Annotated in this window: 24 protein-coding genes; 10 read left to right on the forward strand and 14 right to left on the reverse strand. The window is 72.5% G+C overall.

Annotation, left to right across the window (positions count from 1 at the left end; translation table 11 throughout):
* The first annotated feature begins 3 nt into the window (after nucleotides 1–3).
* Both HNP84_RS21710 and HNP84_RS21715 read left to right on the forward strand, forming a co-directional pair.
* Nucleotides 4–660: a hypothetical protein gene (locus HNP84_RS21710; protein WP_185051624.1), complete on the forward strand. Its 657-nt coding sequence runs from the start codon at nucleotides 4–6 to the stop codon at nucleotides 658–660.
* The gene (locus HNP84_RS21715; RefSeq protein ID WP_246518473.1) at nucleotides 657–1,604 is read left to right on the forward strand and encodes a hypothetical protein; all 948 of its coding nucleotides are present in this window, start codon (nucleotides 657–659) and stop codon (nucleotides 1,602–1,604) included. The genes HNP84_RS21710 and HNP84_RS21715 overlap by 4 nt, the downstream gene beginning before the upstream one ends.
* Before the next feature lie 599 nt (nucleotides 1,605–2,203).
* On the opposite strand, the gene HNP84_RS21720 is transcribed toward HNP84_RS21715, so the two are convergent.
* The 4 genes from HNP84_RS21720 to HNP84_RS55120 form a co-directional block, all read right to left on the reverse strand.
* Nucleotides 2,204–2,587, reverse strand: coding sequence for a hypothetical protein (locus tag HNP84_RS21720; protein WP_185051626.1), 384 nt, complete (start codon nucleotides 2,585–2,587; stop codon nucleotides 2,204–2,206).
* Nucleotides 2,588–2,746: 159 nt separating this feature from the next.
* Entirely contained in the window at nucleotides 2,747–3,973 is a 1,227-nt protein-coding gene (locus tag HNP84_RS21725; RefSeq protein WP_312925413.1) for a helix-turn-helix domain-containing protein, read from the reverse strand.
* Nucleotides 3,970–4,512, reverse strand: a complete 543-nt coding sequence (locus HNP84_RS21730; protein ID WP_185051627.1) for a flavoprotein — start codon at nucleotides 4,510–4,512, stop codon at nucleotides 3,970–3,972. Before HNP84_RS21730 ends, HNP84_RS21725 begins: the two co-directional genes overlap by 4 nt.
* Nucleotides 4,513–4,701: 189 nt before the next feature.
* Nucleotides 4,702–4,836: a hypothetical protein gene (locus HNP84_RS55120; RefSeq protein ID WP_281396215.1), complete on the reverse strand. Its 135-nt coding sequence runs from the start codon at nucleotides 4,834–4,836 to the stop codon at nucleotides 4,702–4,704.
* A gap of 292 nt (nucleotides 4,837–5,128) precedes the next feature.
* Between HNP84_RS55120 and HNP84_RS21735 the strand changes: the two genes are divergently transcribed.
* From HNP84_RS21735 to HNP84_RS21745, 3 genes are all read left to right on the forward strand, one after another.
* Nucleotides 5,129–6,400, forward strand: coding sequence for a sensor histidine kinase (locus HNP84_RS21735; protein WP_185051628.1), 1,272 nt, complete (start codon nucleotides 5,129–5,131; stop codon nucleotides 6,398–6,400).
* Complete coding sequence (locus HNP84_RS21740) at nucleotides 6,388–7,044, forward strand: response regulator transcription factor (protein WP_185051629.1); 657 nt, start codon at nucleotides 6,388–6,390, stop codon at nucleotides 7,042–7,044. The genes HNP84_RS21735 and HNP84_RS21740 overlap by 13 nt, the downstream gene beginning before the upstream one ends.
* Before the next feature lie 338 nt (nucleotides 7,045–7,382).
* The gene (locus tag HNP84_RS21745) at nucleotides 7,383–8,564 is read left to right on the forward strand and encodes a serine hydrolase domain-containing protein (RefSeq protein ID WP_185051630.1); all 1,182 of its coding nucleotides are present in this window, start codon (nucleotides 7,383–7,385) and stop codon (nucleotides 8,562–8,564) included.
* A gap of 24 nt (nucleotides 8,565–8,588) precedes the next feature.
* On the opposite strand, the gene HNP84_RS21750 is transcribed toward HNP84_RS21745, so the two are convergent.
* On the reverse strand, nucleotides 8,589–9,149 hold the full coding sequence (locus HNP84_RS21750) for a GNAT family N-acetyltransferase (RefSeq protein WP_185051631.1): 561 nt from the start codon (nucleotides 9,147–9,149) through the stop codon (nucleotides 8,589–8,591).
* Complete coding sequence (locus HNP84_RS21755; protein ID WP_185051632.1) at nucleotides 9,146–10,936, reverse strand: 2-isopropylmalate synthase; 1,791 nt, start codon at nucleotides 10,934–10,936, stop codon at nucleotides 9,146–9,148. The genes HNP84_RS21750 and HNP84_RS21755 overlap by 4 nt, the downstream gene beginning before the upstream one ends.
* Before the next feature lie 168 nt (nucleotides 10,937–11,104).
* Between HNP84_RS21755 and HNP84_RS21760 the strand changes: the two genes are divergently transcribed.
* Nucleotides 11,105–11,794, forward strand: a complete 690-nt coding sequence (locus tag HNP84_RS21760) for a FadR/GntR family transcriptional regulator (protein ID WP_185051633.1) — start codon at nucleotides 11,105–11,107, stop codon at nucleotides 11,792–11,794.
* A gap of 11 nt (nucleotides 11,795–11,805) precedes the next feature.
* Here the strand turns inward: HNP84_RS21760 and HNP84_RS21765 are convergent, their stop codons facing one another.
* The 3 genes from HNP84_RS21765 to HNP84_RS21775 are packed head-to-tail and all read right to left on the reverse strand — an operon-like array spanning nucleotide 11,806 to nucleotide 14,737.
* On the reverse strand, nucleotides 11,806–12,438 hold the full coding sequence (locus HNP84_RS21765; protein ID WP_185051634.1) for a LysE family translocator: 633 nt from the start codon (nucleotides 12,436–12,438) through the stop codon (nucleotides 11,806–11,808).
* A 27-nt stretch (nucleotides 12,439–12,465) separates the two neighbouring features.
* Complete coding sequence (locus HNP84_RS21770; protein ID WP_185051635.1) at nucleotides 12,466–14,031, reverse strand: LLM class flavin-dependent oxidoreductase; 1,566 nt, start codon at nucleotides 14,029–14,031, stop codon at nucleotides 12,466–12,468.
* Between the two features lie 52 nt (nucleotides 14,032–14,083).
* On the reverse strand, nucleotides 14,084–14,737 hold the full coding sequence (locus tag HNP84_RS21775) for an FMN-dependent NADH-azoreductase (protein WP_185051636.1): 654 nt from the start codon (nucleotides 14,735–14,737) through the stop codon (nucleotides 14,084–14,086).
* A gap of 106 nt (nucleotides 14,738–14,843) precedes the next feature.
* Between HNP84_RS21775 and HNP84_RS21780 the strand changes: the two genes are divergently transcribed.
* Nucleotides 14,844–15,386 carry a MarR family winged helix-turn-helix transcriptional regulator gene (locus HNP84_RS21780; protein ID WP_185051637.1) on the forward strand — a complete coding sequence of 181 codons (543 nt, stop codon included), beginning with the start codon at nucleotides 14,844–14,846 and terminating at the stop codon, nucleotides 15,384–15,386.
* Between the two features lie 81 nt (nucleotides 15,387–15,467).
* Here HNP84_RS21780 and HNP84_RS21785 read toward each other — a convergent pair whose 3' ends face one another.
* The 5 genes from HNP84_RS21785 to HNP84_RS21805 all read right to left on the reverse strand — a co-directional run bounded on the left by HNP84_RS21785 (nucleotide 15,468) and on the right by HNP84_RS21805 (nucleotide 20,354).
* Nucleotides 15,468–15,962, reverse strand: a complete 495-nt coding sequence (locus HNP84_RS21785; protein ID WP_246518474.1) for a methylated-DNA--[protein]-cysteine S-methyltransferase — start codon at nucleotides 15,960–15,962, stop codon at nucleotides 15,468–15,470.
* Entirely contained in the window at nucleotides 15,959–17,383 is a 1,425-nt protein-coding gene (locus tag HNP84_RS21790; RefSeq protein WP_185051638.1) for a bifunctional transcriptional activator/DNA repair enzyme AdaA, read from the reverse strand. The genes HNP84_RS21785 and HNP84_RS21790 overlap by 4 nt, the downstream gene beginning before the upstream one ends.
* A gap of 62 nt (nucleotides 17,384–17,445) precedes the next feature.
* Nucleotides 17,446–18,387: an NYN domain-containing protein gene (locus HNP84_RS21795; RefSeq protein ID WP_185051639.1), complete on the reverse strand. Its 942-nt coding sequence runs from the start codon at nucleotides 18,385–18,387 to the stop codon at nucleotides 17,446–17,448.
* A 110-nt stretch (nucleotides 18,388–18,497) separates the two neighbouring features.
* A complete protein-coding gene (locus tag HNP84_RS21800; RefSeq protein WP_185051896.1) occupies nucleotides 18,498–18,719 on the reverse strand; it encodes an acyl-CoA carboxylase subunit epsilon in 222 nt (73 codons plus the stop codon).
* Between the two features lie 15 nt (nucleotides 18,720–18,734).
* Nucleotides 18,735–20,354, reverse strand: coding sequence for an acyl-CoA carboxylase subunit beta (locus tag HNP84_RS21805; RefSeq protein ID WP_185051640.1), 1,620 nt, complete (start codon nucleotides 20,352–20,354; stop codon nucleotides 18,735–18,737).
* 102 nt (nucleotides 20,355–20,456) lie between these two features.
* Between HNP84_RS21805 and HNP84_RS21810 the strand changes: the two genes are divergently transcribed.
* From HNP84_RS21810 to HNP84_RS21820, 3 genes are all read left to right on the forward strand, one after another.
* A complete protein-coding gene (locus HNP84_RS21810) occupies nucleotides 20,457–21,227 on the forward strand; it encodes an ABC transporter ATP-binding protein (protein WP_185051641.1) in 771 nt (256 codons plus the stop codon).
* Nucleotides 21,228–21,384: 157 nt separating this feature from the next.
* Nucleotides 21,385–23,019 carry a hypothetical protein gene (locus tag HNP84_RS21815; RefSeq protein ID WP_185051642.1) on the forward strand — a complete coding sequence of 545 codons (1,635 nt, stop codon included), beginning with the start codon at nucleotides 21,385–21,387 and terminating at the stop codon, nucleotides 23,017–23,019.
* A 91-nt stretch (nucleotides 23,020–23,110) separates the two neighbouring features.
* A complete protein-coding gene (locus HNP84_RS21820) occupies nucleotides 23,111–25,774 on the forward strand; it encodes a phosphoenolpyruvate carboxylase (protein WP_185051643.1) in 2,664 nt (887 codons plus the stop codon).
* Nucleotides 25,775–25,778: the final 4 nt, after the last annotated feature.

Below are 25,778 nucleotides of genomic sequence, written 5' to 3' on the forward strand. Positions count from 1 at the left end.
TCCGTGCGTGGAGGGCTGCTGCTCACGCTGGTGGTCGCCGTCCTGTCCGCGTCGGGTTGCGCGGGCACGGGCGGCGACCGCCCATTCGTCCCGGGGGGCGGCGGCGCGTCCGAGGTGGCGGCCTCGTCCGCGGCGCCGACCCCCGCGGGCCCGCGCACCGAGACCATCGCGATCGGCCGGGCCGCCAAGGTCCTGGTCGAGTGGCCCGCCGCCCTCGACCCGGCCCAGACCGAGATGATCGAGACCTACCGCGACTTCTACGTGGACAAGTGGCGCGCCGTCGTCACGCGAGGCCGCGACCAGGGCTACCTGGAGGCGATGGAGCTGGAGGCCGCCCAGGGGTCGGCCGCGTGGGTCAAGGAGTTCCTGGACCAGCGGCGCTCGGTGCGCGGCACGGCCAAGCTGTACGCCATGGCGGTCACGTCCGTGACCGGCGAGACCGCCGCCCAGGTGAACGTGTGCGTCGATGAGTCCGGCCTGCGGCTGACCGACGCGCGTACGGGGGACGTGCTGCCCGCCCAGCCGGCGTGGACCAGGCCGCCGCGCTCGACGTACCTCCAGGGGGCCGTCGTCCACCGCGGCGACGACGGGGTCTGGCGGATCAAGGCGCTCCGCTATGCCGTACACCCGGACGAACGCGCGAAAGGATGCCAACGATGACCCGCCTGCTCTCCGTCCTCCTGAGCGGCGCGCTAGCCCTGGCTCCCCTGACGGCCCCGCCCGGCGATCCGGGCGGCGCCGACGGCGAGGCGTGGCAGTCCGGCAGGAAGGCCGGCGTCACCCTGCGCAACTCGCAGATCATCCTGCGCGGCAACGGCCTCGGCGGCGCCCGCTCCGACGGCTACCAGCTCAAGCGCCCCTGCTGGTACGAGCCCGGCCCCGACGCCGGCTCCATGCTGGACACGCAGGAGGACCTCTTCGCCCGCTGGAAGCAGGCCAACCCCGACGGCACCGAGGAGGAGTTCCAGGAGTTCCTCCGGCAGTTCCGGGAGCGGGTCGGGCAGGACGGGCGCTGGTGGGTTCCGGCGTACAACGAGGACGACCCCGACGGCCTGTCGTGCTGGGGCGCGCTCGACCCGTTCGTCTGGGTGCCCCCGGGCGAGACCCCGCCCGCCGGCATCACCCTGCAAGAACTCGCCGACATCGCGCGCGCCGCCCTGACCGTCCCCGAACCCCGCATCGAACTGAACCCCGACGCCAAGAGCTACGTCAACCTGCCCACCTGGGTCTGGCTGGCCGGCATCGGCGAACCCACCCGCTCGGTCACCGCCACGATCCCCGGCATCATGAGCGTCACCGTCACCGCCACCCTGGAGGACATCCAGATCGACCCCGGCACCACCGCCGACCGCGCCGAGGTCAAGGAAGACTGCGGCGCCACCGGCCACCCGTACCGGCGGGGCGGCCAGTTCACGTGCGGGGTCCGCTACCTGCGCGCCTCGGTGGACCAGCCCAGGGACGTGTACGTCCTGACGGTGACGACCGTGTGGCCGATCGAGGTGGAGGACGACATCGTCCCGTTCGCGTACGACCCGGTGGAGGTAGGCGTCACAAGAGACGTCCCGGTGGGCGAAGTCCAGACCACAGTCCGCCGCTCGGAGTAACCCCGCGCCTCCAAGCCCGGCCGCCCGGTGGTGGCGGGCTGAAACCCGCCCCGCGTGTCCCCGCGTGTCCTCGCGCGGCCGCGCACAAGTGCGGGCGGCTGCCCCACCCGCCACCCCCGCCGACCTTCGGCCGGCGGCCCACAGCGAATGGTTGCGCGCCGCCCGTCAGGGAGAGGTAGGAGGACGTTTGCAAGGCGGCATCAGATGATCGGCCCAACAGGCGTCCACGGGATCACCTGCGCTTGTCTTCGTGCACGATGTCGGCACATCGCGAAGGCACCCCGGCCGGTTGACCGGTCCCAACCTGGTGATCCGCGCAGAGCGGGCGGGCACGGCCGGGCAGGTGGGCACCTTCCCAAGCAGCCGCGCACTCTGTGGCCGGCGGCGCGGGGCGATCGGCGGGGCGCGCTGGTACATCACGCCCGTACGGGCAAGAGCCTCCTCGGAGGCATACACGGTCCCCTTGGCCGTCACGGGGGTCGCCGGCCAAGGGGACCTTTCTCTCCCCGATCATGACCAGGAAGAGACCGCCCCGGGCACGGGGGAAGACCCCGGAGCGGTGGCCTGTCGCCTGCCTCGGGTGGTGCGGATCGCGCCGATCACATCGGCTCGGCCGTGGGTGGCGCTGGTATGTCCGTCGCACTCGTGCTCAGCTCCCGATAGCGCGCCAGCACCCGTGCCGCAGCCGCGTTCGGGCGATCGGCCGGGCACGTGGCCAGCACCGGCCGCCGCGTCCGGTGCGAGGTCCGCCCGGTCCACCACACGTAGTGCACCGCCCCGTCCGGCACGGTCACGCACTGCACCACCAAGCCCCGCCAGACCGATACCAACGCCGACCGGCCCGCTCGATGCACGTCCGCACGCACACCCGACTTCGCCAGCTCCCGCGCCAGCACGCCGGCTGCTCGTTCGACTTCGAGAAACGGCGACACCGACGCCGACACCGTATCCATCAGCCATGTCATCGCGCCCAGTGGGATCATCAGCGTCCGATCCCCACCTGACGGGAAGAAGGGCTCACGTACATCACCGCCTCTACCGAGATGAACCGGCCTTGTGCCGGGGCTGAGGCGACGTTAGACGGCTACACGGCTGTGAATGCGCACCAGGGTAAACGTAAGAAAGCCGCACCCAGATGCGGGTCAGATGATTCCCGCCCGGTGGGCCAGCCCTCGAAGGGCGGGCGTGCTCGCGCGATGCTCGCGCTTGATGAGCTGCGTGAGGAGTTCGTTCGTCCGGGTGTCATAGCGAACGAGCTCCGGGGAAATCCGTTCTGCTTCGAGCAGCATGTTGACCGATGCCGCGTCCTTACGTTGCACGGCATACGCTCGGGCGAGGTCGAGATGCACCTGCGCTCGCCGACCGAGCAAGCCCGGAGCGAGATCGGATACGTCCAGTTGTTCTCCCTTGGAGATCGCTTGCTTGGCATCCGCGAAAGCGACCGCCGCCGACACTTCATGGATCGTCACATTGGTCGGGCCGAACGCCGTCCAGAAGTCGTTGCGATCCGTACCGACGAGATCGGCCACCCGCCGCGCGTGGCTCAGGAAGGTTCTCACCGCCGCACGATCGAACCGCATGGCAACCGCCGTCACCGCGACCAGATACAGGCCGCCCAGCACCGAGTACTGCTCCTGGGTCAGCCTTCTCGCGGATCCTTCGAGCGCCTCGGCCGCTCGGATCGCCAGATGCAACGCCTTCTCCGACTCGCCGAGCCGGACGAAGACGTACCCCAGGCGATAGGCGCTCACCGCCGCCAGAAGTGGCTCTTCCGCGTCCTCGGCCGCCGACAAAGAGCGGTCGCCCGCGGTCCATGCCAGCTCGGGTTCTCCCACCCTGCTCAAAACCGTCGCGGTCGCGTGGTAGGTGAGCGCACGTAACCCCTGGTACGCGCGCCGCTCCCTGGCCGGAGCCGCGCGGCCGGCAAGCTCTGTCGCCATGATCAGGCCCGGAAGCCGCCGGCCCGCCTCGTCGTACCGTGTCGCTTGATAGAGCTGATTGACGCTCAGCAACTCCTGACGCAGCCAGGCCATGTTCTCCGGGGTCGCCTCGCCTTTGCGGGGGTCGATCATGACTGACAAGCCCTCGTAGCCCATCATCGCCTGCCGGATCTTCGCCGCCGCCTCGTACCGGGCCATCAGCTCCCCCGCCTCGCATGTCGTGAGATCCTCAACACGCATGCCAAGAATGTTCGCGAGGGCATTGATGACGCTATGGCTGTCCACGCCACGTTGCCCGCGCTCCACCTGACTCAGCCAGCTCTCGGAGCGGCCCACCAAGCCCGCGAGCACACTTTGCGACAAGCCGCGCCGTTTACGCGCACGCGCGATGCGTTGGCCGATGTGGTGTTGGGCATCTGGTTTCGTCACACTCGCGCCCGATCCCTCAGCATCTGTTGGATCTCTTCAATCACCCGCTCCCAGCTTGGCATGCGAGCATGCGACGGCGCATCAGGATCGAACAGCACGCGTACGCCCATTTCCCTTAGCGCATCCAGGCTGCGGCTGAAGGCCATGTGACGGGCCAGTGCATCTTTCAGCAGCGGCACCGCCAGAATCGGGACGCCAAAGCCCATCAATTCGCATAGGAGCCCGACCGGGAACGAGTCCGCGATGCCGTTCGCCCACTTGTTGATCGTGTTGAAAGTGGCCGGGGCTACGACCACCGCGTCGGCCGCCGGAAGCTCATCCGGCTCATCCGGCATACGGAACCCGGTTCGGACCCGATCCCCGGTACGTCGCGCCAGTTCCTCCGCGTCGATGAAGCGCCGCCCCATTTCGGTCGCTATCACGCGTACCTGCCACCGTTCTTTTTGGGCAAGATCCACAAGCGTCGAAACCGTCCCCGCCGCCGGGGCCCCGCACACCACCACGTAAAGCACAAGCTGCGCCTCAGCGGAGATATCCATGCACAGGAATTGTAGTCTCGCTGTCACGCGTCTCAGCGGTGGCCCTGCGCGCCGGTCTGCGGCGGGCCGCGCATCTCGACACCACTGGAAGCGACGGCCTGAACTCGATCTTCGCAGGGAATCCGCCGGACTGGCGATGCGGTGGCCGGCTCATGAGCGGGGGCCGCCAAGGGCCGGCGCACCGCCGTGTCACTTCTCGCCGTCAGGGGCGCCGTCGGCGCCCACCTTGCCGTCGGCGTCGGCCGGCGTGTCGGGCTGCTGGTCGGCGGGCTGCTCCACCTCGTAGTTCTTGGCCTCCTTCGGCGGGCCCGAGTGCCTTCCCATCGTGGCTGTGTCCTTCCATGAGTGGATGTGCGGTGCGTGATCACATGATTACGCATCCGAGCCGCCCGTGTCCCGAGCTTTTCTCAGGAGCGGTCCCGCGATTCCGGATCGCGACGGGTGCACCCACCTGTGACGACACGAGGTACGGAAGCGGGGCGGGCGGCGATCCAGGCAGCAGGACACATGCGGTACAGCAGGCTGTACTTCTTGGCACTCCTTGACACTCCTTGGCCGGGGGCGCTGACGGCGGCGGGTGGGGTGGCCTATCGTCGCTGGGCGAGGGGAGGTGGGAATGCCCGCCCTGAACTCCAAGCCCGCTGTCGCGGAGGTGGCGCGGTCGCGGGTGGTCGCGCGTGCTCGTCAGGCGCTGGACGCGTTGGAGCATCTCGTCGGAGGGCTCGGCACCTCGATCCTGGCCCTGGTGATGCTGTTCTGGCTGGCGCTGACCGCGGTCTCCTGCCTGGTGGGCGTGGGGCTGCTGCTGGTGCCGTCCGCGCTGCGGGCGGTGCGGATCGTCGCCGACCGGGAGCGGGGGCGGCTGTCGCGGTGGGGGCCCCAGGAGATCATCGGGCCGGGGCCGGTGCCGTCAGGGCTGCGGGCGGCCCTCGCCGATCCGGCGGTGTGGCGGGAGCTGCGCTGGGTGCCGGTGCACGCGACCATGGGGTTCTTCCTCGGGCTGCTCGGTATGGCCCTGCCCCTGTACGCCGTGCGCGACGGCACGTTCCCGCTGTGGTGGCGGCTGGTGCCGCCGGACGTCGCCAGCGCCCAGCTCGGGTGGTGGACGGTGGAGGACTGGCCGGGGGCGCTGGCGGTCGGGCTGTGGGGCATGGCCTGGATCGTGGTGACGCTGCTGGTCGCGCCCGGGATGGCGCGGTTGCAGGCGTGGCCCGGACGGCGGCTGCTGGCGCCCGACCCCGGCGCCGACCTGGCCCTGCGCGTCGCGCACCTCACCGCCACCCGGGCCGCCGCACTGGACGCGCACGCCGCCGAGCTGCGGCGGATCGAGCGGTCGCTGCACGACGGGACGCAGAACCGGCTGGTCGCCGTCACCGTGCTGCTCGGGGCGGCCCGGCGGGCGCTGGCGCGCGATCCGGCCGCGGCCGACGCCGCGCTGGAGCGGGCGCAGGGGGCCGCGGAGCAGGCGCTGGCCGAACTGCGCGGGGTCGTGCGCAGCATCCTGCCGCCCGTCCTGGACGATCGCAGCCTGCCCGACGCGCTCGCCGCGCTGGCCGCCGACTGCCCGGTGCCGTGCCACATCGACGCCGATGTGCCGGGAAGGTGCGCCGCGTCCGTGGAGGCGACGGCGTACTTCGTGGTGGCCGAGGCGCTGACCAACATCGCCCGGCACAGTCACGCGAGCCGCGCCACCGTCACCGTACGCCGGGAGGACGAGCGCCTGTGCCTGAGCGTCGCCGACGACGGGCGCGGCGGGGCCGACGCGGAGGGCGGATCGGGGCTTGGCGGAATCCGCCGCCGGATCGACGCCCATGACGGTACGTTCGTGATCTCCAGCCCTCCCGGGGGCCCGACCGTCCTGACTGTGAGCCTGCCATGCGGATCGTGATCGCCGAAGATGACCCGCTGCTGCGCGAGGGCCTGGCCCTGCTGCTGCGCGCGGAGTCGTTCGACGTCGTGGCCACCGCCGACACCCCCGACGCCTTCCTGCGCGCCGTGGACGAGCACGTGCCCGACGTCGCCATCGTGGACGTACGCATGCCGCCCACCCACACCAGCGAGGGGATCACCGCGGCCGTCGAGGCCAGGCGCCGGCATCCCGGGCTGGCCGTGCTGGTGCTGTCGGCGTACGTCGAGCAGGCGTTCGCCACCGAGTTGCTGGCCAACGGCGGCTCCCGCCTGGGCTACCTGCTCAAGGAGCGGGTGGGCCGGGTGGAGGAGTTCCTGGACGCCCTCCGCCGGGTCGTGGCCGGGGGCACCGCCATCGACCCCGAGGTCGTGGCGCAGCTGTTCGCCCGCACCCGGCCGGACGCCCGGCTGGAGCGGCTGAGCCCGCGCGAGCGCGACGTGCTCGCGCTGATGGCCGAAGGGCTGGGGAACGCCGCCATCGCCGAACGTCTGGTCGTCACCGACGGCGCGGTGCACAAGCACATCCGCAGCATCTTCGCCAAGCTCGACCTCGCCCCGACCGACCGCGCCGACCGCCGCGTCACGGCCGTCCTGCGCTACCTGGAGGACGTCAACCGGCGCTAGTGGCTGTGCTTATGGCCCGTGCTCCGCGCGGGCGGGCTTGGGCGCCCTTCAGGGTCGCGTCTTCCCTCGTCGCTCTGGTCGCTTCGCTCCCGCCGCTCCTCCTCCAGACACGACCCGCGCCCAAGCCACCACTACCCCGTCACCGCGCCCTTTTGTGAGACCCGCCTACACGCGCAGGGTTGCCTATCGCGCTCCTCAGGCCAGACGCGGCCCGCGCCCAAGCCGCCGTAGTGCCTGCGCTACTTCGGGAGTTCAGTACGCGGGATCGATCAGGGGGTGCTTCTCCGGAAGTCTGGGGCTCGTCGGAAGCACGCGAACCCAGTCATTCAGGAGCGATCATGTCTGTTGTCTCTCGCCGGCGGCTCGGGGCGCTGGCCGCGATCACCGCCACGGCCCTCACCGTCGGGATCGGCGGGGCCGAAGCGGGCGCCGCGACGGCCGGTGGTGCTGTGACCGGCAGTGCCGTGGCCGCCGTCCGGGGGGACGCCGTGCAGCGTGGGCTGGACGGACTGGTGGGCAAGGAAGGGTTCCCCGGCGCGCTGGCCGCCGTGCGGGGGCGTGACGGGAAGACCCGGCACTACACCGCGGGTGTGGGCGACCTGAAGACCGGGGCCGAGGTGCCGGTGGACGGGCGGGTGCGCATCGCCAGCAACACCAAGGTGTTCACCGCCGTCGTGGTGCTGCAGCTCGTCGGGGAGGGCAAGGTGAAGCTGGACGCGCCGGTGGAGAGGTACCTGCCGAAGCTGGTGCGGGGCAAGGGGATCGACGGGCGCGAGATCACCGTGCGCCAGCTCCTGCAGCACACCAGCGGCCTGCCCGACTACGACGACCTCCTGCTGCGCGACTACTTGGCGGTGCGGCACAGGTACTTCGAGCCGCGTGAGCTGCTGGAGGCGGCGCTGACGAAGGAGGCGCTCGCCGCCCCCGGTGAGAAGTGGAGCTACAGCAACACCAACTACATCCTGGCGGGCATGATCGTGGAGCGGGTCACCGGCCGGCCGATCGGCGAGCAGATCACCGAGCGGGTGATCGACAGGATCGGGCTGCGGGACACGTACTGGCCCGAGGCGGGCGAGCAGGGCATCCGCGGCCCGCACCCGCACGGCTACTTCGCCACCAAGCCGGGCGAGCCCTGGACGGACGTCACCCGGATGGACCCCTCCTCGGCCTGGGCGGCGGGCCAGCTCATCGGCACCCCGAGCGATCTGAACCGGTTCCTGACCGCGCTGCTCGACGGCAAGCTGCTCAAGCCCGCGCAGCTCAGGGAGATGAAGAAGACCGTGCCCGCGCCGGGGTTCGACCTGACCGGCGGGTCGCGGTACGGGCTCGGCCTGGGCACCTTCAAGCTGAGCTGCGGCGGCTTCGCCTGGACGCACGGTGGCGACGCCCCCGGGTACGTCACCCGCAACGCCGTGACCTCCGACGGGCGCGCCGCGGCCATCGCGGTCACCGCGCTGCCCACCGAGCTGCCGGCCGCCGAGCACATCGAGGACGTGCTCGACACCGCCTTGTGCGAGTGAGTACGCCCACTGAGGACGGGGTGGTCAGCGGGTGGGCAGGGTGGGGTGCGGGGCGGCGGTGCAGCCGGCCATGGTGCTGGTGATCGCCCAGCGTTCGTGGTCGCGCCAGGCGCCGTCGATGAACAGCAGCTCCGGCGAGACGCCCTCGTACCGGAAGCCGAGCCGTCGTACCAGCTTGAGCGAGGCGTGGTTGTCCGGCTGGATCTGGGCTTCCAGGCGGTGCAGCCGCAGGCGCTCGAAGGCGTGCCGGAGCACCAGGGCCAGGCCCTCGGTCATGTACCCGCGCCCGGCGGTGGGGGCGAAGGCGGCATAACCGAGGGAGGCCGACTGGAAGCGTCCCCGGACGATGCCGTTGATGTTGATCATGCCCGCGACGGCGCCGGTCTCGCGGACGAGGACCAGCAGGCTCTGGGCGGCCTCCGGGTCGGTGAACCGGTGCAGGAAGTCGCGGAACTCCGCGGGGGTGGCGGGCAGTGACATCCAGGGGTGGTGCAGCTCGGCGCTGAGCCGGACCAGGCGCAGGAACTCGTCCTGGTCGTCGTCGCCGAGCCGCCGCAGGGTGACGCGGCGGGGGTGTGGGATCACATCTCGAACGCTATCGCGGCCTCCGTCGCGGCCCGGTTGACCGCCGCCAGGATCGCGTTGACCGAGGCGGTCAGCGGCTCGGCGTCGCGGCCGGCGCCCCAGCGTACGGCGCCGTTGACGCGGCACTCGGCGTACGCGACGGTCCGGCCGCCGGGGGCGGGGGCGGTCTCGTGCCGCAGGACGCTCACCTTGATCCCGGCCGAGGTCAGGGCGGTGGTGAACGCCGACAGCGGGCCGTTGCCGGTGCCCTGGCAGGGGTGGCGGCGGCCGTCGCCCGGGTCCAGGTCACAGGTGACCACGTGGACGCCCCGCGCCGTCTCCCCGGCCGAGAACGACGCGAGCGTGACCGGCCCGCCGGCGGCCGGGCGCAGGTACGTCCGCTCGAACAGCTCCCACAGGTCGTCCGGGGTGGCCTCCTCGCCGGTGTCGTCGGTGACCTCCTGGACGGTACGGGAGAAGTCGGCGCGCAGCTCCGCGGGCAGGTCCAGACCGTGGTGCTCCCGCAGCAGATGCGCGATGCCGCCCTTGCCCGACTGGCTGTTGACCCGGATGACCGCCTCGTAGCCGCGGCCCACGTCGGCGGGGTCGATGGGCAGGTAGGGGACCTCCCAGGGGGCCTCCCGCTCGGGGACGCCCAGGTCGGCCGCGTGGCGGGCATGCCGGGCCAGGCCCTTGCTGATCGCGTCCTGGTGGGTGCCGGAGAAGGCGGTGTAGACGAGGTCGCCGCCGTACGGGTGGCGGGGGTGCACCGGGAGGCGGGTGCAGTGCTCCACCACCTCGCGCACGGTGTCGATGTCGGAGAAGTCCAGCATCGGATCGACGCCCTGGGCGTGCAGGTTGAGCGCCAGCGTGACCAGGTCGACGTTGCCGGTGCGCTCGCCGTTGCCGAACAGGCACCCCTCCACGCGCTGCGCCCCGGCCAGCATCGCCAGCTCGGCGCAGGCGACGCCGGTGCCGCGGTCGTTGTGCGGGTGCACCGAGAGGATCACCGAGTCGCGGCGGTCCAGGTGGCGGTGCATGTACTCGATCTGGTCGGCGTAGACGTTGGGCGAGGCGATCTCGACCGTGGCGGGCAGGTTGTGGATGACGGGGCGGTCGGGGGACGCGTCCCACAGCGCGGTCAGCCCGTCGCACACCTGAAGGACGTAGTCGGGTTCGGTGAGGACGAACACCTCGGGCGAGAACTCGAACCGGATGTGCTGCCGGGGCCTGGCGTCCGCCAGGCGCGCCATGAGCGTGGCCGCGTCGTGGATCATGGCGTACAGCTCGGCGCGGCCCAGGCCGAGGACCGTGCGCCGCCACACGGGCGCTGTCGGGGTGTAGAGGTGCACGACCACCCGGGGCAGCCCTTCGACGGCGGCGAAGGTCTGCTCGATCAGGTCGGCGCGGGCGGCGGTGAGCACCGCGACGGTCACGTCCTCCGGCACCCCCGTCCGCGCGACGTGCCGGACGAATTCGAGGTCGGTGCGGCTGGCCGACGGGTAGCCGATCATGATCTCCTTGAACCCCATCGCGGTCAGCAGCTCGAACATCCGCCGCTTGCGGGGCACGTCCATCGGCACGGTCAGCGCCTGGTTGCCGTCGCGCAGGTCCTCCGAGACCCACAGCGGGGCCTGGGTGAGGCGGCGCGCCGGCCAGGAGCGGCCGGTCAGCGGGATCGGCACCCGCTCGTACGCCGAGCGGTACCGGTGGTGCGGCATGGAGCTGGGACGCTGGGGGTTCCAGGCGGGGGCGCCGGGCGGGACGGGCCCGGCGGGGGTGCGTACGGTCGGGAACGACGGGGACATGGCGGTGCCTTTCTGCGCTGCCGGTGGAACGACCGGCACCACAGAACCCCGCGGCGGGGTGCCGGTCCGGTCAGGCCCCGCCGCGGCGGCCGAGAAGGAGCAGCGTGAACCGCGACATGGCAGGTAGACTAACAACTCCTCAGCTCCTCAGACAACCTGAGAGGTTCTATGCCGCTGGCCACCCTTCGTCCCAGCCCTCTGGTCGAGCAGGCCGCGCAGCGCCTGCGCGAAGAGATCGCCGCCGGCCACTGGCCGGTCGGCGCCAAGCTGCCCGGCGAGACCACGCTCGCCAAGACCCTGGGCGTCGGCCGCTCCACGGTGCGCGAGGCGCTGCGCGCCCTGGCCGGGGCGGGCCTGATCCAGGCGCGCCAGGGCGCGGGCGTGTTCGTGATCGCCACCGAGCCGGCCGAGGACTGGTCCGTACGCCTGCGCCGCGCCGCCGTCGCCGACGTGTACGAGGTGCGCATGCTGGTCGAGGTGCAGGCCACCCGCCTGGCCACCCAGCGGCGCACCGAGGCCGACCTCGACGCCCTTGACGCCGCCCTGGAGGCCAGGAGGGCCGCGGCGGACGGCGACGACGCCGCGTTCGTGGACGCCGACATCGCCCTGCACTCCGCGGTCGTCGCCGCCGCGCACAACCCCGTGCTCAGCGACCTGTTCGCCGAGTTCGTCCCGGCGCTGCGCCAGGGGCTCATCGACCTGGTCGAGCTGCTGGGGCTGCGCGAGCACGACCCGAACCCGGGCGACGACAGCCACGCGGCGCTCGTACGCGCCATCGCCGGAGGCGACGCCGACGCCGCGGCGGCCGTCCTTCAGGCGGAGCTGGAGCAGACCCTGGCCCACCTGCGCCGGCCGTAGCGGCGGGGCGCTCAGCGTTCGGCGGCCAGGCGCACCCCGAGGCCGATGAAGACGCCGCCCGTCGCGACGTCGATCCGGCGCCGGGCGGCCTTGCGCCGGCGCAGCCATGCCCCGATCCGCCCCGCGAGCACCCCGACCGCGCCGTCCACCAGGAACTCCAGCACGATCAGCACGACGCCGAGGATCGCGAACTGCAACCAGACGCGTCCCAGCGCCGGGTCGATGAACTGGGGCAGGAAGGCGATGGTGAAGGTGACCATCTTGGGGTTGAGCAGGTTGGTCAGCAGCCCGTTGAGGTACGCCCGCCGCCCCGGCATCCCCTCGCTCCCGGCCGGCAACTCGTCCTGGGGGTCGTTGCGGTGCCGGATCATCTGCACCCCGAGATAGATCAGGTACGCGGCGCCCGCGATCCGCAGCACCGTGAACGCGACCGGTGCCGCCGCGAACAGCGCGGCCAGCCCCGCCGCCGCCACCGCGACGTGCACGGCCTCACTTGTCGCGACCCCGGCCGTGGCCAGCAGGCCGGCCCGCGGGCCGCCTTTGATGCCGCACCCCAGCACGAACAGCATGTCGGGTCCGGGGGTGATCATGGCGATGAGCGTGGTCACGGTGAAGAGCGCCAGCAGGCGCTGATCGATCGGCATGACCCCATCGTGTCAAACCCCCGCACATCAGCCCATGCCGAGGCGGGCGATGGGCTCGACCAGCTCGCGCTCCTCGTACGACAGGTGCGATAGCAGGGTGTCGGTGAGCAGGTCCACGGCGGCGCGCAGCTCCTTCGCGCCGTCGGGGGCGCTGACGAAGGAGACGAGGGCCCGGTCCACCCGCTCGATGACGCCGTGGATCGCGTGGTGCTCGGCCTGCAGCCGGTCGATGACCGGGGCGAGGCGGGAGTCGGCGCGGCGCAGGTGGGGGAACAGGCTCTGGTCCTCCAGGGTGTGGTGCACGGTGACCAGGCGGCAGTAGGTCTCGCAGTACGTGCCGAGCGTCCAGTTGTTCTGCCGCATGGTCATGGTGTTGATGTGGGAGCGGGCCACGCCCGGGTCCATGGCGCCGGCGAGGACCTGCTCCATGATGTCGCGCACCTGGGCCAGCTCGGCGCGCAGATGGTCGTGCACGTCGATCAGGTGCTGCCCGGCGGCCTGCTCGTGCCGGGTGTAGCGCCGGCCGGGGTCGGGGGCCGGGCCGGTGGGCCGGGCCGACTCGTCCCAGACCCGCTCCTCGCTCAGCCGGGTGCCGTCGTCGGGGGTGGGCACGACGCCCAGGTTCGGCGCCGCGGGCACCTTGGCCGCCATCCGGATCGTCTCGGTGGCGGGCGCCTGGGGTTCCGGCTCGGGGCGCGGGGCGGGGGCGCCCGCGCGGGCGGCGGCCACCAGCTCGCGTACGGCGGGGACCACCTCGGCGGCGAAGCGGCGGATGGACGCGGCGCCGTCACTGGCCAGGATGAAGGCGCTCACGCCCTGGTCGAGGGCCAGCTCGGCGAGCTGCTCGGCCCACACCTCGGGCGGGCCCTGGAGGAAGCCGCCGCCCCGGCCGCCGAAGGTGCCGACGATGTTGTACAGGCGGCGTACGTCGGCGGGGGATCGCCCCGCCGCCTCGGCGGCCTCGTCGATGATCTTGTTGGACTCGGGGAGCCGGTCCGGCGGCACGTACGGCGAGCTGGGCAGCCAGCCGTCGCCGAGCCGGCCGGTCAGCGCCAGCATGCGCGGCGCGACGGCGCCGATCCAGATGCCGATGTCGTGCACCGGGAACGGGCCCGGCTGCGCCCCCCGCAACCGGTAGTGCTCGCCCTCCAGCGACGCCTCGCCCCCCGGTGTCCACAGCGCGCGGATCACCCCGATGCCCTCCGCCAGCGCGGCCACGGCCTGGCCGGGGGTGCGGCGCGGGCCGCCCTGGGCGCCGATGGCGTCCCAGAACGCGCCCGCGCCCAGCCCCAGCTCGACCCGGCCGCCGCTGATGATGTCGAGGCTGGCCGCGCTGCGGGCGAGCACGGCCGGCGGGCGCAGCGGCAGGTTCGCCACGTTGGGGAACACCCGAACCCGGGTGGTGCGCGCCGCGATGGCCGTCAGCAGCGTCCAGGCGTCGAGGAAGGCGGGCTGGTACGGATGGTCCTGCACGCTGACCAGGTCGAGCCCCGCCTCCTCGGTCACCTGTGCCAGTTCGACGACCCGTGCCGCATGCTCGGCGGCGGGGGTCACGAACGTGCCGAACAGCAGGTCGTGGCCGTAGTCAGCCATCGGGACTCCTCCCCGGTCATGTTGTCGGATAGATATTATTCCAGCAATAAGATCAGGCGGCGCCCACGCGGTCGGCCAGGTAGCGGCCGTGCACGTCGGCCGTCCGGTGCGCGTTCTCCAGCGACTCCTTGGCCAGGCCGCGCAGCTCCGCCATGGCCGGCGTGACCTCGGCCAGCGTCAGCTCCGCCTCGGTGACCTTGAGGTCCAGCTCGAAGACGTCCCTCAGGTAGCGGACCAGCCAGGGCGTGGCGTGGTCCCAGCCCTCACGCGGGGTGCCCGGCCCGTAACCGCCGCCCCGGGCGGTGACCAGCGTGGCGGGCCGGCCCCGCAGCGGCTTGGGTCCGCTGACGTTCAGCCGCGGGTCGGTGCTGATCAGGTCCACCCAGGACTTGAAGTGCTGCGAGACCCCGTAGTTGTACAGCGGCACCGCGAACAGGAACGCGTCGGCGGCCACCACCTCGTCCGCGAGCGCGGACGCCAGGGCCACCGCCTCCTTCTGCCGGGCGGTCTGTTCCTCGGGCGGCACGCCCATCGCGGAGACCGCGTCACCCCATGCCTCGGCGGGCACCGGGCCGGCGGCGAGGTCGCGCCGGACGATCTCGCTGCCGGGGTGGGCCTTCCGCCACGCGTCGAGCGCCGTGTCGGCGACCTGCCTGGTCACCGAGCCTTCGGTGCGAATGCTGGCGTCGAGCCTGAACAGGATCATGCTTCCCTCCGTGGTACGGGGACGTGTTGTCCCGGATATGTTTTGTAGCATAGATGTGTTGTCAAGCAGAACATATGGAGGGCCGCTGATCTGGTATCGTGACAGCATGGGGAGTAGTGGCGGTGTTTCCAGCGCCCCCGTGGCCGGCCGGGGGGAAGCCGGGCTCGACGGCGACCTGGGCTGGGCGCTCGGTGTGCTGTACCGCGCGTTCGTCAAGGCGGCGGAGGCGGCGGTGGACGACCTGCCCGGCGGCCCCCGCGGCTACCTGGTGATCGACGCCGCGGTGCGCGAGCTCTCCCCCAACCAGGGCGCGCTCGCCCAGCGCATCGGCATCGACCGCACCGTGCTGACCTACCTGCTCGACGACCTCGAACGAGAGGGGTACGTCGAGCGCCGTCCCGACCCCGCCGACCGGCGCAGCCGCCGCATCGTCGCCACCGACAAGGGCCGCACGCTGTGGGAGCGCCGTCAGGAGGTCTTCCGCCACGTGGAGCGGCACGTCCTCGGCGGGCTCGACGAGAGCGAGATGAACGACTTCCGCGCCACGCTGCTGCGCGCCGCCGCGCATATCAACGAGTTCGACCCGGTCCACAACGCCTGCCAGGTCGTCAACGAGCTGCGCGCCCGCGAGGAGCCGCCCGTGTACTGACGGCATGCGAAACGGCCCGGCACTCGGTGCCGGGCCGTTCGGACGCCTCCGAAAGCGGGCCCTCGGGCCTCTCGGAATCCGTCAGGACTCGTGGGCCAGCAGCCACTCCTTGACCGGCGTGCCGTAGTAGTACGCGCCCACGCGCCCCGAGGCGGGCAGCACCCGGTGGCACGGGACGAACGGGGCGACCAGGTTCTGCGAGCAGGCCGTGCCCGCGGCACGGGCGGCCCCGCGCGGCAGGCCGGCGCGCTCGGCCAGCTCGGCGTACGTGACCGTGGTGCCGGCGGGCACCGCGCGCAGCGCCGTGAGCAGCCGCTGCCGGATCGGCGAGCCGGGCTGCCGCACCGGGATCGCGTCCAGCGCGGTCAGGTCGCCGTCGAGGTACGCCCGTACGGCGCGGGCCGGCGCGCCCAGGTCGTCCACCACGGCCAGCCCCTCCGCCCGCAACTCGGGCGAGAGCCGGGCGAACAGCTCCTTGGGTTCGGCGGTGAAGCCCGCCGCCACCACCACGCCGTCGCGGACCAGGACCGACAGCTCGCCGGCCGGGGTGGGGAATGTCTGCGCGTCGATCATCATGACCTCCAGAGGTGGATCGCGGCGTAGGCGCGCCAGGGGCGCCAGCGCTCGATGTGGTCCGCGGGGATGCCCAGCCGCGCCATCGCGGCGGCCAGGCCGGGATCGCCGTCGGGCCAGGCGTCCGGGTCGCGCAGGGCCCGCATCGCGATACGGCTCGCGGCCTGCGGGGTGACGCCGGGCACCCGCAGCAGCCGATCGACCGCCTGCGCGGGCTCCTGCGCCCCGTCCAGGTCGATCTCCCCGTCGAGCACCCTGCCCGTGAGCGCCCGCACGGTCCGCGCGTACGGCTCGGGCACCCCGCGCCCGGCGAGGTCCAGCGCCGCCAGCTCCCGCGCGTCGGGGAAGACGGCGGAGCCCGCCGCGCCGCCGGGGTCGGGGACGAGCAGGCCGGGCAGGAGACGGGCCGGCAGCAGGATGCGGATCGCCTGCTCCAGGCCGTCCCAGGCACCCGGGAGGCGCAGGCCAGGCGCCTTGGCGATCAGGGGGGCCAGCGCGGTGCCGCCCAGCGCGTCGGCGATGGCGCCGGGCTCGGCGTCCAGGTCGAGCAGGCGGCGGGCGCGGGCGACGATCCTGGCCAGGTGGCGGGTGTCGGCCACCCGGGCGACCAGGGCGATGTGGTCGCGCCGCGGGGCCAGCGCGATCGAGCCGCCGCGGACGAACCGGGTGTAGCCGGCGCCGTCCACGCGCTCCAGCCCCGGGATCGCGTGCTCGGCCAGGAAGGACAGCAGCGCCTCCGCCTCCAGCGGCGGGCGGTAGTGCAGGCGCAGCGTCAGGGCGGCCGGGCCGGCGTCGGGCGTCCCGGCCGGGCCGGCGTCGGGCGTCGCGGCGGGGCGGCGGATCGCGGCGGTGGCGCGCAGCTCGGTGGGGGAGAAGCCGTAGCGCTCCTTCATGGTGGCGTTGAACTGGCGCACGCTGCCGAAGCCCGCCGCGAAGGCGACGTCGGTGACCGGCAGTGCGGTCTCGGTGAGAAGCTGCTTGGCCAGCAGCAGCCGCTTGGTGCGGGCCACCGCGAGCGGGCCGACGCCCAGCTCGGCGGTGAACAGGCGGTGCAGGTGGCGTTCGGTGATGTGCAGGCGCAGGGCCAGCGCGGCCACCCCGCCGTCGTCCACCACCCCCTCGTCGATGAGCCGGAGCGCCCGGCCCACCAGGTCGCCCCGGTAGTCCCAGCCCGGGTCGCCGGGGCTGATCTCCGGGCGGCAGCGCTTGCACGGGCGGAAACCCGCGGCCTCGGCCATCGCGGCGTGCGGGTAGAAGCGCACGTTGCGCGCGTCGGGGGTGCGGGCCGGGCAGATCGGGCGGCAGTAGATCTTCGTGGTGGTGACCGCCGTGTAGAAGCGGCCGTCGAAGCGAGGGTCCCGCGCCGAGACGGCGCGGTAGCAGGCGTCGAAGTCGAGCCCTGCCGTCGTGGTCTCCGTGCTCATGCCAACGAGGCTATGCGCACCTCAATACGGACGACTGGCGGGAATCGGACCTCAGGGCGGGGTCACTTGGACGACACGCCGACGCCCAGGTCGAACTCCCGGTACACCCGGGCCCAGAAGCCGTCGCGCAGCCACACCCGGGCCTCCGGGTAGGGGCGCAGGGAGTGGCCCAGCTCCTTCTCGGCCTCGATGAGCAGCTCGGTGTCGATGACCGTGGGCAGGATCGGGCCGGGCAGCAGGTCGCGGATGTTGTCGCGGCCCCGGGTGAGGATCCACTTCTGCGCGACGTGCTCGCCGACCTCCTCGACGTGCGGGCGGCTCGGGCCGAGCTTGGCCACCTGGCCGGTCTTGACCGGCGGCTTGGCGCCCATCGCCGTGCGGCCCGCGAACACCTGGGCCGGCGAGGGGGTGGCGGGGGCCGCCGGCACCGCCTGCGGGGTGCGGCTGAAGTACGGGCGCAGGAAGTCGGCGCTGATCACCTCGACCGTGTCGGCCTCCCAGACCAGCCGCTCGGCCTGGTTGGTGCCGTAGGGCGGCTCGACGCCCCACAGGTGCACCCGCACGCCGTACGCCTGGGCGGCCTCCACCGCCGGCACCATGTCCTCATCACCCGCCAGCAGGACCGTGTCGCTCACCGCGTGGTGCCTGGCCAGCGCCTCCAGGTCACTCCTTATCTGGGCGTCGACGCCCTTCTGCTGGCCGCGCGCGTTGAGGTTGCCAAGCCGCACCTTGACCCAGGGGAGCTGGGCGATCACTCTCTGGTCAACGGTGGGCACCCTGTCGCGCGCGGCGTCGTACCAGTAGATCCGCAGCAACTCGCCCGGGATGCGTTCCTCGGCGTGTTTCTGCAGCGCCTGGATCAACTCGTCGGCCGCGACACGGTACTCCTTGCGCTCCTTGGCCCCCAGGATCACTTCGCCCGCCGCCGCGTACAGGTAGCCGACGTCTACCAGGACGGTGTACTTGGCCGCCACAGGGTGTGGCTTGAGGTCCGGGGTGGCCATGTCGTCCTCCAGGCCTCGGTAACTAGGTGATCGGCTGACTATATTCGCCCATTTCTAGATAGTCCCAACACTTGGGGAACTTGACACCCCAATCCCGGGACGCATCTGGTCTAAATCGGGAGAGCGGAGTTCCGCCAGGCGCCGGGCCCGTGCGCCAAGGGCTTACGCATCCTACGCGCAGGATCGCGCCACGGGCTCGGCGTTTCGGCAGGTGTGTTGCGGCCGGCCGGGGCGGGGCCCCGTGCGGCGAGGGCGATCACGAGGGCCGCGATCTCCTCCGGCGTGGCGTCACCGCGGACGATCCGCAACCGCGGTGGCTCTTTATCCGTCATCCGCACCTTCTCCTTTTATAGCGGGATGTTGCCGTGCTTCTTGGGCGGCAGTGTGCGTCGCTTGTTGCGCAGCGCGCGCAGCGCCTTGACGATGTGCAGCCTGGTCGCCGAGGGGTGGATGACCGCGTCCACGTAGCCGCGCTCGGCCGCGAGGTACGGGTTGGCCAGCGTGTCCTCGTACTCGGTGATGAGCCGGGCCCGCTCGGCGTCGGGATCGGAGGCGGCGGCCAGCTCGCGCCGGTACAGGATGTTGACCGCGCCCTGGGCGCCCATGACCGCGATCTGCGCCGTCGGCCAGGCCAGGTTGATGTCCGCGCCGAGGTGCTTGGACCCCATGACGTCGTACGCCCCGCCGTACGCCTTGCGGGTGATCACCGTGACCAGCGGCACGGTGGCCTCGGCGTAGGCGTACAGCAGCTTGGCGCCGCGCCGGATGATGCCGTTCCACTCCTGGTCGGTGCCGGGCAGGAAGCCGGGGACGTCCACGAACGTCAGCACCGGGATGTTGAAGGCGTCGCAGGTGCGGACGAACCGGGCGGCCTTCTCCGAGGCGGCGATGTCCAGCGTGCCCGCCAGGCTCATCGGCTGGTTGGCGACCACGCCGACCGAGCGGCCCTCGACCCGGCCGAAGCCGACCACGATGTTCGGCGCGAACCCGGCGTGCACCTCCAGGAACTCGGCGTCGTCGAGGACGTGCTCGATCACCTGGCGCATGTCGTAGGGCTGGTTGGGGGAGTCGGGGATCAGGGTGTCCAGCTCGCGGTCCTCGTCGGTGATCTCCATCACCGGGTCGGCGTCGAAGACCGGCGCCTCGTCCATGTTGTTGCTGGGCAGGTACGACAGCAGCGCCTTGGCGAAGTCGAGGCAGTCCTGCTCGTCCACGGCCTCGTAGTGGGCCACGCCGGACTTGGAGTTGTGGGTGTGCGCGCCGCCCAGCTCCTCGAAGGTCACCTCCTCGCCCGTGACCGTCTTGATCACGTCGGGGCCGGTGATGAACATGTGCGACTTCTCCTGCACCATGAGCACGAAGTCGGTCAGCGCGGGGCTGTAGACCGCGCCGCCCGCGCACGGGCCCATGATCAGCGAGATCTGCGGCACGACGCCGGAGGCGTGCACGTTGCGCTTGAAGATCTCGGCGTACAGGCCCAGGCTGACCACGCCCTCCTGGATGCGCGCGCCGCCGGAGTCGTTGATGCCGATCATCGGGCAGCCGGTCTTCAGCGCGTGGTCCATGACCTTGACGATCTTCTCGCCGAACACCTCGCCGAGCGAGCCGCCGAAGACCGTGAAGTCCTGCGCGAACACCGCGACCGGGCGGCCGTCCACGGTGCCGTAGCCGGTGACGACGCCGTCGCCGTAGGGTCGCTCGCGGTCCAGGCCGAAGCTGGTGGAGCGGTGCCGGGCGAACTCGTCGAACTCCACGAAGCTGCCCTCGTCGAGGAACGCCTCCAGCCGTTCGCGGGCGGTCATCTTGCCCTTGGCGTGCTGCTTCTCCACCGCCCGCGCGGACCCGGCGTGCGCCGCCTCGTAGACGCGCCGCTCCAGGTCGGCGATCTTGCCGGCCGTGGTGTGAATGTCGATGCCGTCAGGAGTGCCGGGAGTGCCGGCCGAACCGGGGACGGGCTCTGCGCTCATGGCACGACGATAACCGCCTCCTTATCACCGGCACCGCAGGGGGCCGCGGTTCGTTGTAGGAATGGGAGCCGGGGTTACGGCAAATCCGGCGGAGAGGGGCACATGGCCGATTCGGTGCGCACACAGGGACTTTTCAAGCGCTTCGGGCAGCAGGTGGCGGTCGGCGGGGTCGATCTCGTGGTTCCCAAGGGCAGCTTCGCCGGGCTCGTCGGGCCCAACGGCGCGGGCAAGACCACGACGCTGAGCATGATCACCGGCCTGCTCCGGCCCGACGGCGGGCTCATCGAGGTCGAAGGGGTCAACGTCTGGCGCGATCCGGTGCTGGTCAAGTCGCGCATCGGCGTGCTGCCCGAAGGGCTGCGGCTGTTCGAACGGCTGTCGGGGCGCGAGCTGCTGGCCTACAACGGGCAGCTCCGCGGCATCCCGCGCGACGAGGTCGCCCGCCGCGCCGAGGAGCTGCTGACGGTCATGGACCTCCTCGACTCCGCCGACAAGCTCGTGGTCGACTACTCCACCGGCATGCGCAAGAAGATCGGCCTGGCCGCGGCGCTGCTGCACAACCCGGCCGTGCTGTTCCTCGACGAGCCGTTCGAGGGCGTCGATCCGGTCAGCGCCAACACGCTGGTCGAGGTGCTGCGCCGCTACACGGCCTCCGGCTCCACCGTGATCTTCTCCAGCCACGTGATGGACCTGGTCGAGCGGCTGTGCGACTGGGTCTCGGTGATGAGCCGGGGCCAGATCGTGGCGCAGGGCCCGCTCGCCGAGGTACGCGGCGAGCGCAGCCTGAACCAGGCGTTCCTGGACCTCGTCGGGGCCGGGCGCGACTCGGGCGAAGGGGAGGGGCTGGCGTGGCTCGGCTCGACCTCCGCCTAGTGGGGCCGGCAGCGGGCGGAACGGCGCGGACAGGAGGGCTCGACCTCCGCGTGGTGCGGCGGGCGGCGGGCGGAACGGAGCGGACAGGAGGGGGCGGCATGGCCGGGCTCGACCTCCGCGTGGTGCGGCGGGCGGCGGGCGGAAAGGAGGGGACGGCATGGCCGGGCTCGACCTCGGCGTGACGCGGCAGGCCGGGCAGGCGTTCACCCCGCTGGGCGCGGCCGAGACGTTCCGGCTGTTCGTCCGGCTCAAGCTGCGCCTGGTGGCCGGCAACGTGCGCGGCGACACGGCGCGCAAGCTCGGCTTCGCCTTCACCCTGATCGTCGCGGCGGGCGTGGCCGTGCTCGGGTTCGTGCTGCTGGCCCTGCTGCGCATCGTCCCCGACCGTGCGGTGGCCGCCGACCTGGGCGTGGTCGTGTTCACGGTGTTCCTGCTCGGCTGGACCGTGGTGCCGCTGCTGGCCTTCGGCCTGGACGACACGCTCGACCCGGCCAAGCTGGCGCTGCTGCCGCTGCGCACCCGCCAGCTCATGATCGGCATGTTCGCCGGCTCGGTCACCGGCCCGTGGCCGCTGGCCTCCTTGGTGATCATGGCCGGCGCGGTCATCGGACTGCCCGGCGGCGTGGGCGGCGTGCTGCTCGGCGTCGTCGCTGTGGTGCTGCAGTTCGCGCTGTGCGTGGTGGTCTCGCGGCTGGTCACCACCTCGCTGTCCGGCGTGCTGCGCAGCAGGCGCGGGCGCGACCTGCTCGCGGTCGGCATGGTCTTCGTCGTGCTGGCCGCCCAGTTGCCCAACCTGCTCGTCAACCGGGGCGTGGACGGCGACCTGGGCGCGGTGCTGCACGACACCGCGGCGGTGCTGCGCTGGACCCCGCCCGGCATGGCCGCGCACGCGATCACCGATGGCGGCCTCGTCGCGGTCGCCGAGCTGGTCTTCCTCGCCCTGCTCGTCGCCGGGCTGGCCTGGCTGTGGATCGTCGCGCTGCGGGCGGCGCTGGTCCGCCCCGACGCCTCCACCCAGGCCGCCACCGTGCGCCGGACCCGCGGTCGCGGCCTGGCCGGCCTGCTGCCCGACGGTCCCCTGGCCGCCGTGGTGACCAAGGAGCTGAAGTACGCACGGCGCGAGCCGCGCGGACGGGTGGGCTGGATGGCCGCGGTCGGCGTGACCGTCCTGTTGTCCTTCAGCTTCGGCGGTGACGACGGTCCCGGCGGCGCGTTCGCGGCGATCGGCCCGGCGGCGCTGGGCGCCCTCATGGTCGGCATGCAGGCGTGCAACTCCTTCGGCATCGACGGCCGCTCGCTGTGGATGAACGCCGTCGTGCACGGCTCCCCGCGCGCCCTGCGCACCGACCTGGCGGGCCGCCACCTCGCGGTCGCGCTGATCGCGGTGCCGCTGCTGACCGCGCTCGCGGTCATCTCCGCGGTGCTCGCCGGCGACCCGCTCTCCGCCGTGCCCGGCGCGCTCACCGCGTACGGGGTGCTCGGGGTCACGCTCGGGACCGGCGCGGTCACCAGCGTGGTCTTCCCGTACACGGTCCCGGAGCGGATGAACGCCTTCACCGGCGCGGCCCCGGGCCAGGGCGGCATCGCCTTCGCCGGGTCCTTCGGCGCCATGATCGCCAGTGGCGTCCTGGTGCTGCCGGTCGCGCTGCCGGTGCTGCTCGGGATCTCCTGGCTCAGCGTCCTGGCCGTCCCGTACGGCGCCGCCGTCGCCTGGGCCGGGCGGCGGCTGGGGGCCGACCTCGGTTACGCCCGCCTGCCCGACATCCTGGAGGCCGTCTCCAAGCCGTCGTAGCCGAGGGTATTCCCGCTGTTCAGCCAATGGTCTAGTCCAATTGGTGAGACCGGTATCCAGCTTCACAGAGCGCCCCGCTACCCTTCGAGTCATGGGCGGCATCGCTTCTCAGCAGGCAGAAGGCTCCTCCGCGGGGCGCCACAGCGCAGTCACCGAGATGCCCGACGAGCTCCGTGCCGACGTGCGGCTGCTCGGCGGGCTGCTCGGGCAGGTGATCGCCGAACACGGCGGTCCCGATCTCCTCGCCGACGTCGAGCGGCTGCGTAAAGCGGTCATCGCCGCGCGACGGCGCGAGGTCAGCGTGGACGAGGTGGCCGCGCTGGCGGCCGAATGGCCGGTGGAGCGGGCGGTGCAGATCGCCCGCGCGTTCACCTGCTACTTCCATCTGGCCAATCTGGCCGAGGAGCACTATCGCATCCGTATCCTGCGCGAGCGCGACACCGGCGCCGCGCCGCTGCCCGAGTCGCTGGGCGCGGCGGTGGCGGAGGTCGGCCGCGAGCGCACCGCCGAGCTGGTGCGCGAGCTGGAGCTGCGCCCGGTGCTGACGGCCCACCCGACCGAGGCCCGCCGCCGCGCGGTGGCCACCGCGATCCAGCGGATCAGCACCCAGCTCGCCGAGTACAACGCGCCCGCGCGCGGGGCGGGCGAGCGCGCCGAGACCCGCAGGCGGCTGCTGGAGGAGATCGACCTGCTCTGGCGCACCTCCCAGCTCCGCCACACCAAGCTCGACCCGCTCGACGAGGTGCGCACCGCCATGGCGGCCTTCGACGAGACCCTGTTCCGGGTGGTGCCCAGCGTCTACCGGTCGCTGGACGCCGCGCTCGGCCTGGACACCGGGTCCCGGCCGCCGCTGGCGCGGGCCTACATCCGCTACGGGAGCTGGATCGGCGGCGACCGCGACGGCAACCCCAACGTCACCGCCTCGGTGACCAGGCAGGCCATGCTGATCCAGGCCGAGCACGTGCTCACCGCGCTGGAGAACGCCACCACGCGCATCGGGCGCAGCCTGACCGTCGCGCGCACGTACGCGCCGCCGTCGCCGGCGCTGCGCGCCGCGCTCGCCGAGGCCGAGGACGCCCACCCCGACCTGGTCTCCGAGCTGGCCACCCGCTCGCCGCGCGAGCCGCACCGGCAGTGGCTGCTGTTCCTGGCCGCCAGGATCGCCGCGACCCGCCGCCGCGAGATGGACCTCGCCTACCGCTCGCCCGCCGACTTCCTGGCCGACCTGCGGATGTGCCAGGAGTCGCTGGCGCAGGGCGGCGCGCCGCGCCAGGCGTACGGCGAGCTGCAGCATCTCATCTGGCAGGTGGAGACCTTCGGCTTCCACCTGGCCGAGCTGGAGGTGCGCCAGCACTCCCAGGTGCACGCCGCCGCCCTGGAGGAGATCGCCAAGGGCGCGGTGTCCGAGCGCACCGAGGAGGTCCTGGCCACGATCCGGGTGATCGCCTGGATCCAGGAGCGGTTCGGCACCACCGCCTGCTCCCGCTACGTCGTGTCGTTCACCCGCTCGGCCCGCGACATCGCCGCGGTCTACGAGCTGGCCGCCCACGCGCTCGGCGACCGGGCGCCGGTCCTCGACGTCGTGCCGCTGTTCGAGTCGGGCGAGGACCTGGCCAACGCGCCGTCGGTGCTGTCGGGCATGCTGGAGCTGCCCGCCGTGCAGGCCAGGCTGGCCGCCAACGACCGCCGCCTTGAGGTCATGCTCGGCTACTCCGACTCGGCCAAGGAGCTGGGCCCGGCCGCGGCCACGCTCAAGCTGTACGACGCGCAGGAGGCGCTGACGGCCTGGGCGCGGGCCAACGACGTCCGGCTGACGCTGTTCCACGGCCGCGGCGGCGCGCTCGGGCGCGGCGGCGGCCCGGCCAACCGGGCGGTGCTCGCCCAGGCGCCCGGCTCGGTGTCCGGCCGGTTCAAGGTCACCGAACAGGGCGAGGTCATCTTCGCCCGTTACGGCCACGCCGCCATCGCCCGCCGGCACATGGAGCAGGTCACCCACGCGGTGCTGCTGGCCTCCACCCCCGCGGTCGAGGAACGTACGGCCGTCGCCGCCGACCGCTTCCGCGCCCTGGCCGAGACCGTCGCCACCGCCTCCGAGCGCGCCTACCGGGCGCTGACCGAGGCCCCCGGCTTCCCCGAGTGGTTCGGCCTGGTCAGCCCGCTGGAGGAGATCGGGCTGCTGCGGCTCGGCTCGCGTCCCGCGCGCCGCGGCCTCGGCGCGCCGCGCTCCCTGGACGACCTGCGCGCGATCCCGTGGGTGTTCGCCTGGGCGCAGACCCGGGTCAACCTCCCCGGCTGGTACGGCCTGGGCAGCGGGCTCGACGCCGTGATCTCCGCCGAGGACGGCGCCGGGCTCAAGGAGCTCCAGGCCGCCTACGCCGAGTGGCCGCTGTTCGCCTCGCTGCTGGACAACGTGGAGATGTCGCTGGCCAAGACCGACCGGGCCATCGCCGAGCGCTACCTCGCCCTGGGCGGGCGCGAGGACTTCAGCGCCCAGGTCCTGGCCGAGTACGACCTGACCCGGCGGCTGGTGCTGACCGTGACCGGCCACTCCCGGCTGCTGGAGAACCGCAGGGTGCTCTCGCGCGCGGTGCAGCTCCGCGACCCGTACGTGGACGCGCTCTCGCACCTCCAGCTCCGGGCCCTGGCCGCGCTGCGCGCCGGTGACGAGCTGGACGAGCAGGAGCGCGAGCAGCTCAACACCCTGCTCCTGCTGTCGGTCAACGGCGTGGCGGCCGGGCTGCAGAACACCGGCTGAGCGG

Origin of the sequence: Thermocatellispora tengchongensis (genome assembly GCF_014202315.1) — a bacterium.
Taxonomy (GTDB): Bacteria; Actinomycetota; Actinomycetes; order Streptosporangiales; family Streptosporangiaceae; genus Thermocatellispora; species Thermocatellispora tengchongensis.

Coding starts and splice junctions, on each gene's coding strand:
- HNP84_RS21715 (WP_246518473.1), top strand. CDS start 657: ATGACCCGCCTGCTCTCCGTCCTCCTGAGCGGCGCGCTAGCCCTGGCT.
- HNP84_RS21720 (WP_185051626.1), bottom strand. CDS start 2,587: ATGATCCCACTGGGCGCGATGACATGGCTGATGGATACGGTGTCGGCG.
- HNP84_RS21730 (WP_185051627.1), bottom strand. CDS start 4,512: ATGGATATCTCCGCTGAGGCGCAGCTTGTGCTTTACGTGGTGGTGTGC.
- HNP84_RS55120 (WP_281396215.1), bottom strand. CDS start 4,836: ATGGGAAGGCACTCGGGCCCGCCGAAGGAGGCCAAGAACTACGAGGTG.
- HNP84_RS21735 (WP_185051628.1), top strand. CDS start 5,129: ATGCCCGCCCTGAACTCCAAGCCCGCTGTCGCGGAGGTGGCGCGGTCG.
- HNP84_RS21740 (WP_185051629.1), top strand. CDS start 6,388: ATGCGGATCGTGATCGCCGAAGATGACCCGCTGCTGCGCGAGGGCCTG.
- HNP84_RS21745 (WP_185051630.1), top strand. CDS start 7,383: ATGTCTGTTGTCTCTCGCCGGCGGCTCGGGGCGCTGGCCGCGATCACC.
- HNP84_RS21755 (WP_185051632.1), bottom strand. CDS start 10,936: ATGTCCCCGTCGTTCCCGACCGTACGCACCCCCGCCGGGCCCGTCCCG.
- HNP84_RS21760 (WP_185051633.1), top strand. CDS start 11,105: ATGCCGCTGGCCACCCTTCGTCCCAGCCCTCTGGTCGAGCAGGCCGCG.
- HNP84_RS21765 (WP_185051634.1), bottom strand. CDS start 12,438: ATGCCGATCGATCAGCGCCTGCTGGCGCTCTTCACCGTGACCACGCTC.
- HNP84_RS21770 (WP_185051635.1), bottom strand. CDS start 14,031: ATGGCTGACTACGGCCACGACCTGCTGTTCGGCACGTTCGTGACCCCC.
- HNP84_RS21775 (WP_185051636.1), bottom strand. CDS start 14,737: ATGATCCTGTTCAGGCTCGACGCCAGCATTCGCACCGAAGGCTCGGTG.
- HNP84_RS21780 (WP_185051637.1), top strand. CDS start 14,844: ATGGGGAGTAGTGGCGGTGTTTCCAGCGCCCCCGTGGCCGGCCGGGGG.
- HNP84_RS21785 (WP_246518474.1), bottom strand. CDS start 15,962: ATGATGATCGACGCGCAGACATTCCCCACCCCGGCCGGCGAGCTGTCG.
- HNP84_RS21790 (WP_185051638.1), bottom strand. CDS start 17,383: ATGAGCACGGAGACCACGACGGCAGGGCTCGACTTCGACGCCTGCTAC.
- HNP84_RS21795 (WP_185051639.1), bottom strand. CDS start 18,387: ATGGCCACCCCGGACCTCAAGCCACACCCTGTGGCGGCCAAGTACACC.
- HNP84_RS21800 (WP_185051896.1), bottom strand. CDS start 18,719: ATGACGGATAAAGAGCCACCGCGGTTGCGGATCGTCCGCGGTGACGCC.
- HNP84_RS21805 (WP_185051640.1), bottom strand. CDS start 20,354: ATGAGCGCAGAGCCCGTCCCCGGTTCGGCCGGCACTCCCGGCACTCCT.
- HNP84_RS21810 (WP_185051641.1), top strand. CDS start 20,457: ATGGCCGATTCGGTGCGCACACAGGGACTTTTCAAGCGCTTCGGGCAG.
- HNP84_RS21815 (WP_185051642.1), top strand. CDS start 21,385: ATGGCCGGGCTCGACCTCGGCGTGACGCGGCAGGCCGGGCAGGCGTTC.
- HNP84_RS21820 (WP_185051643.1), top strand. CDS start 23,111: ATGGGCGGCATCGCTTCTCAGCAGGCAGAAGGCTCCTCCGCGGGGCGC.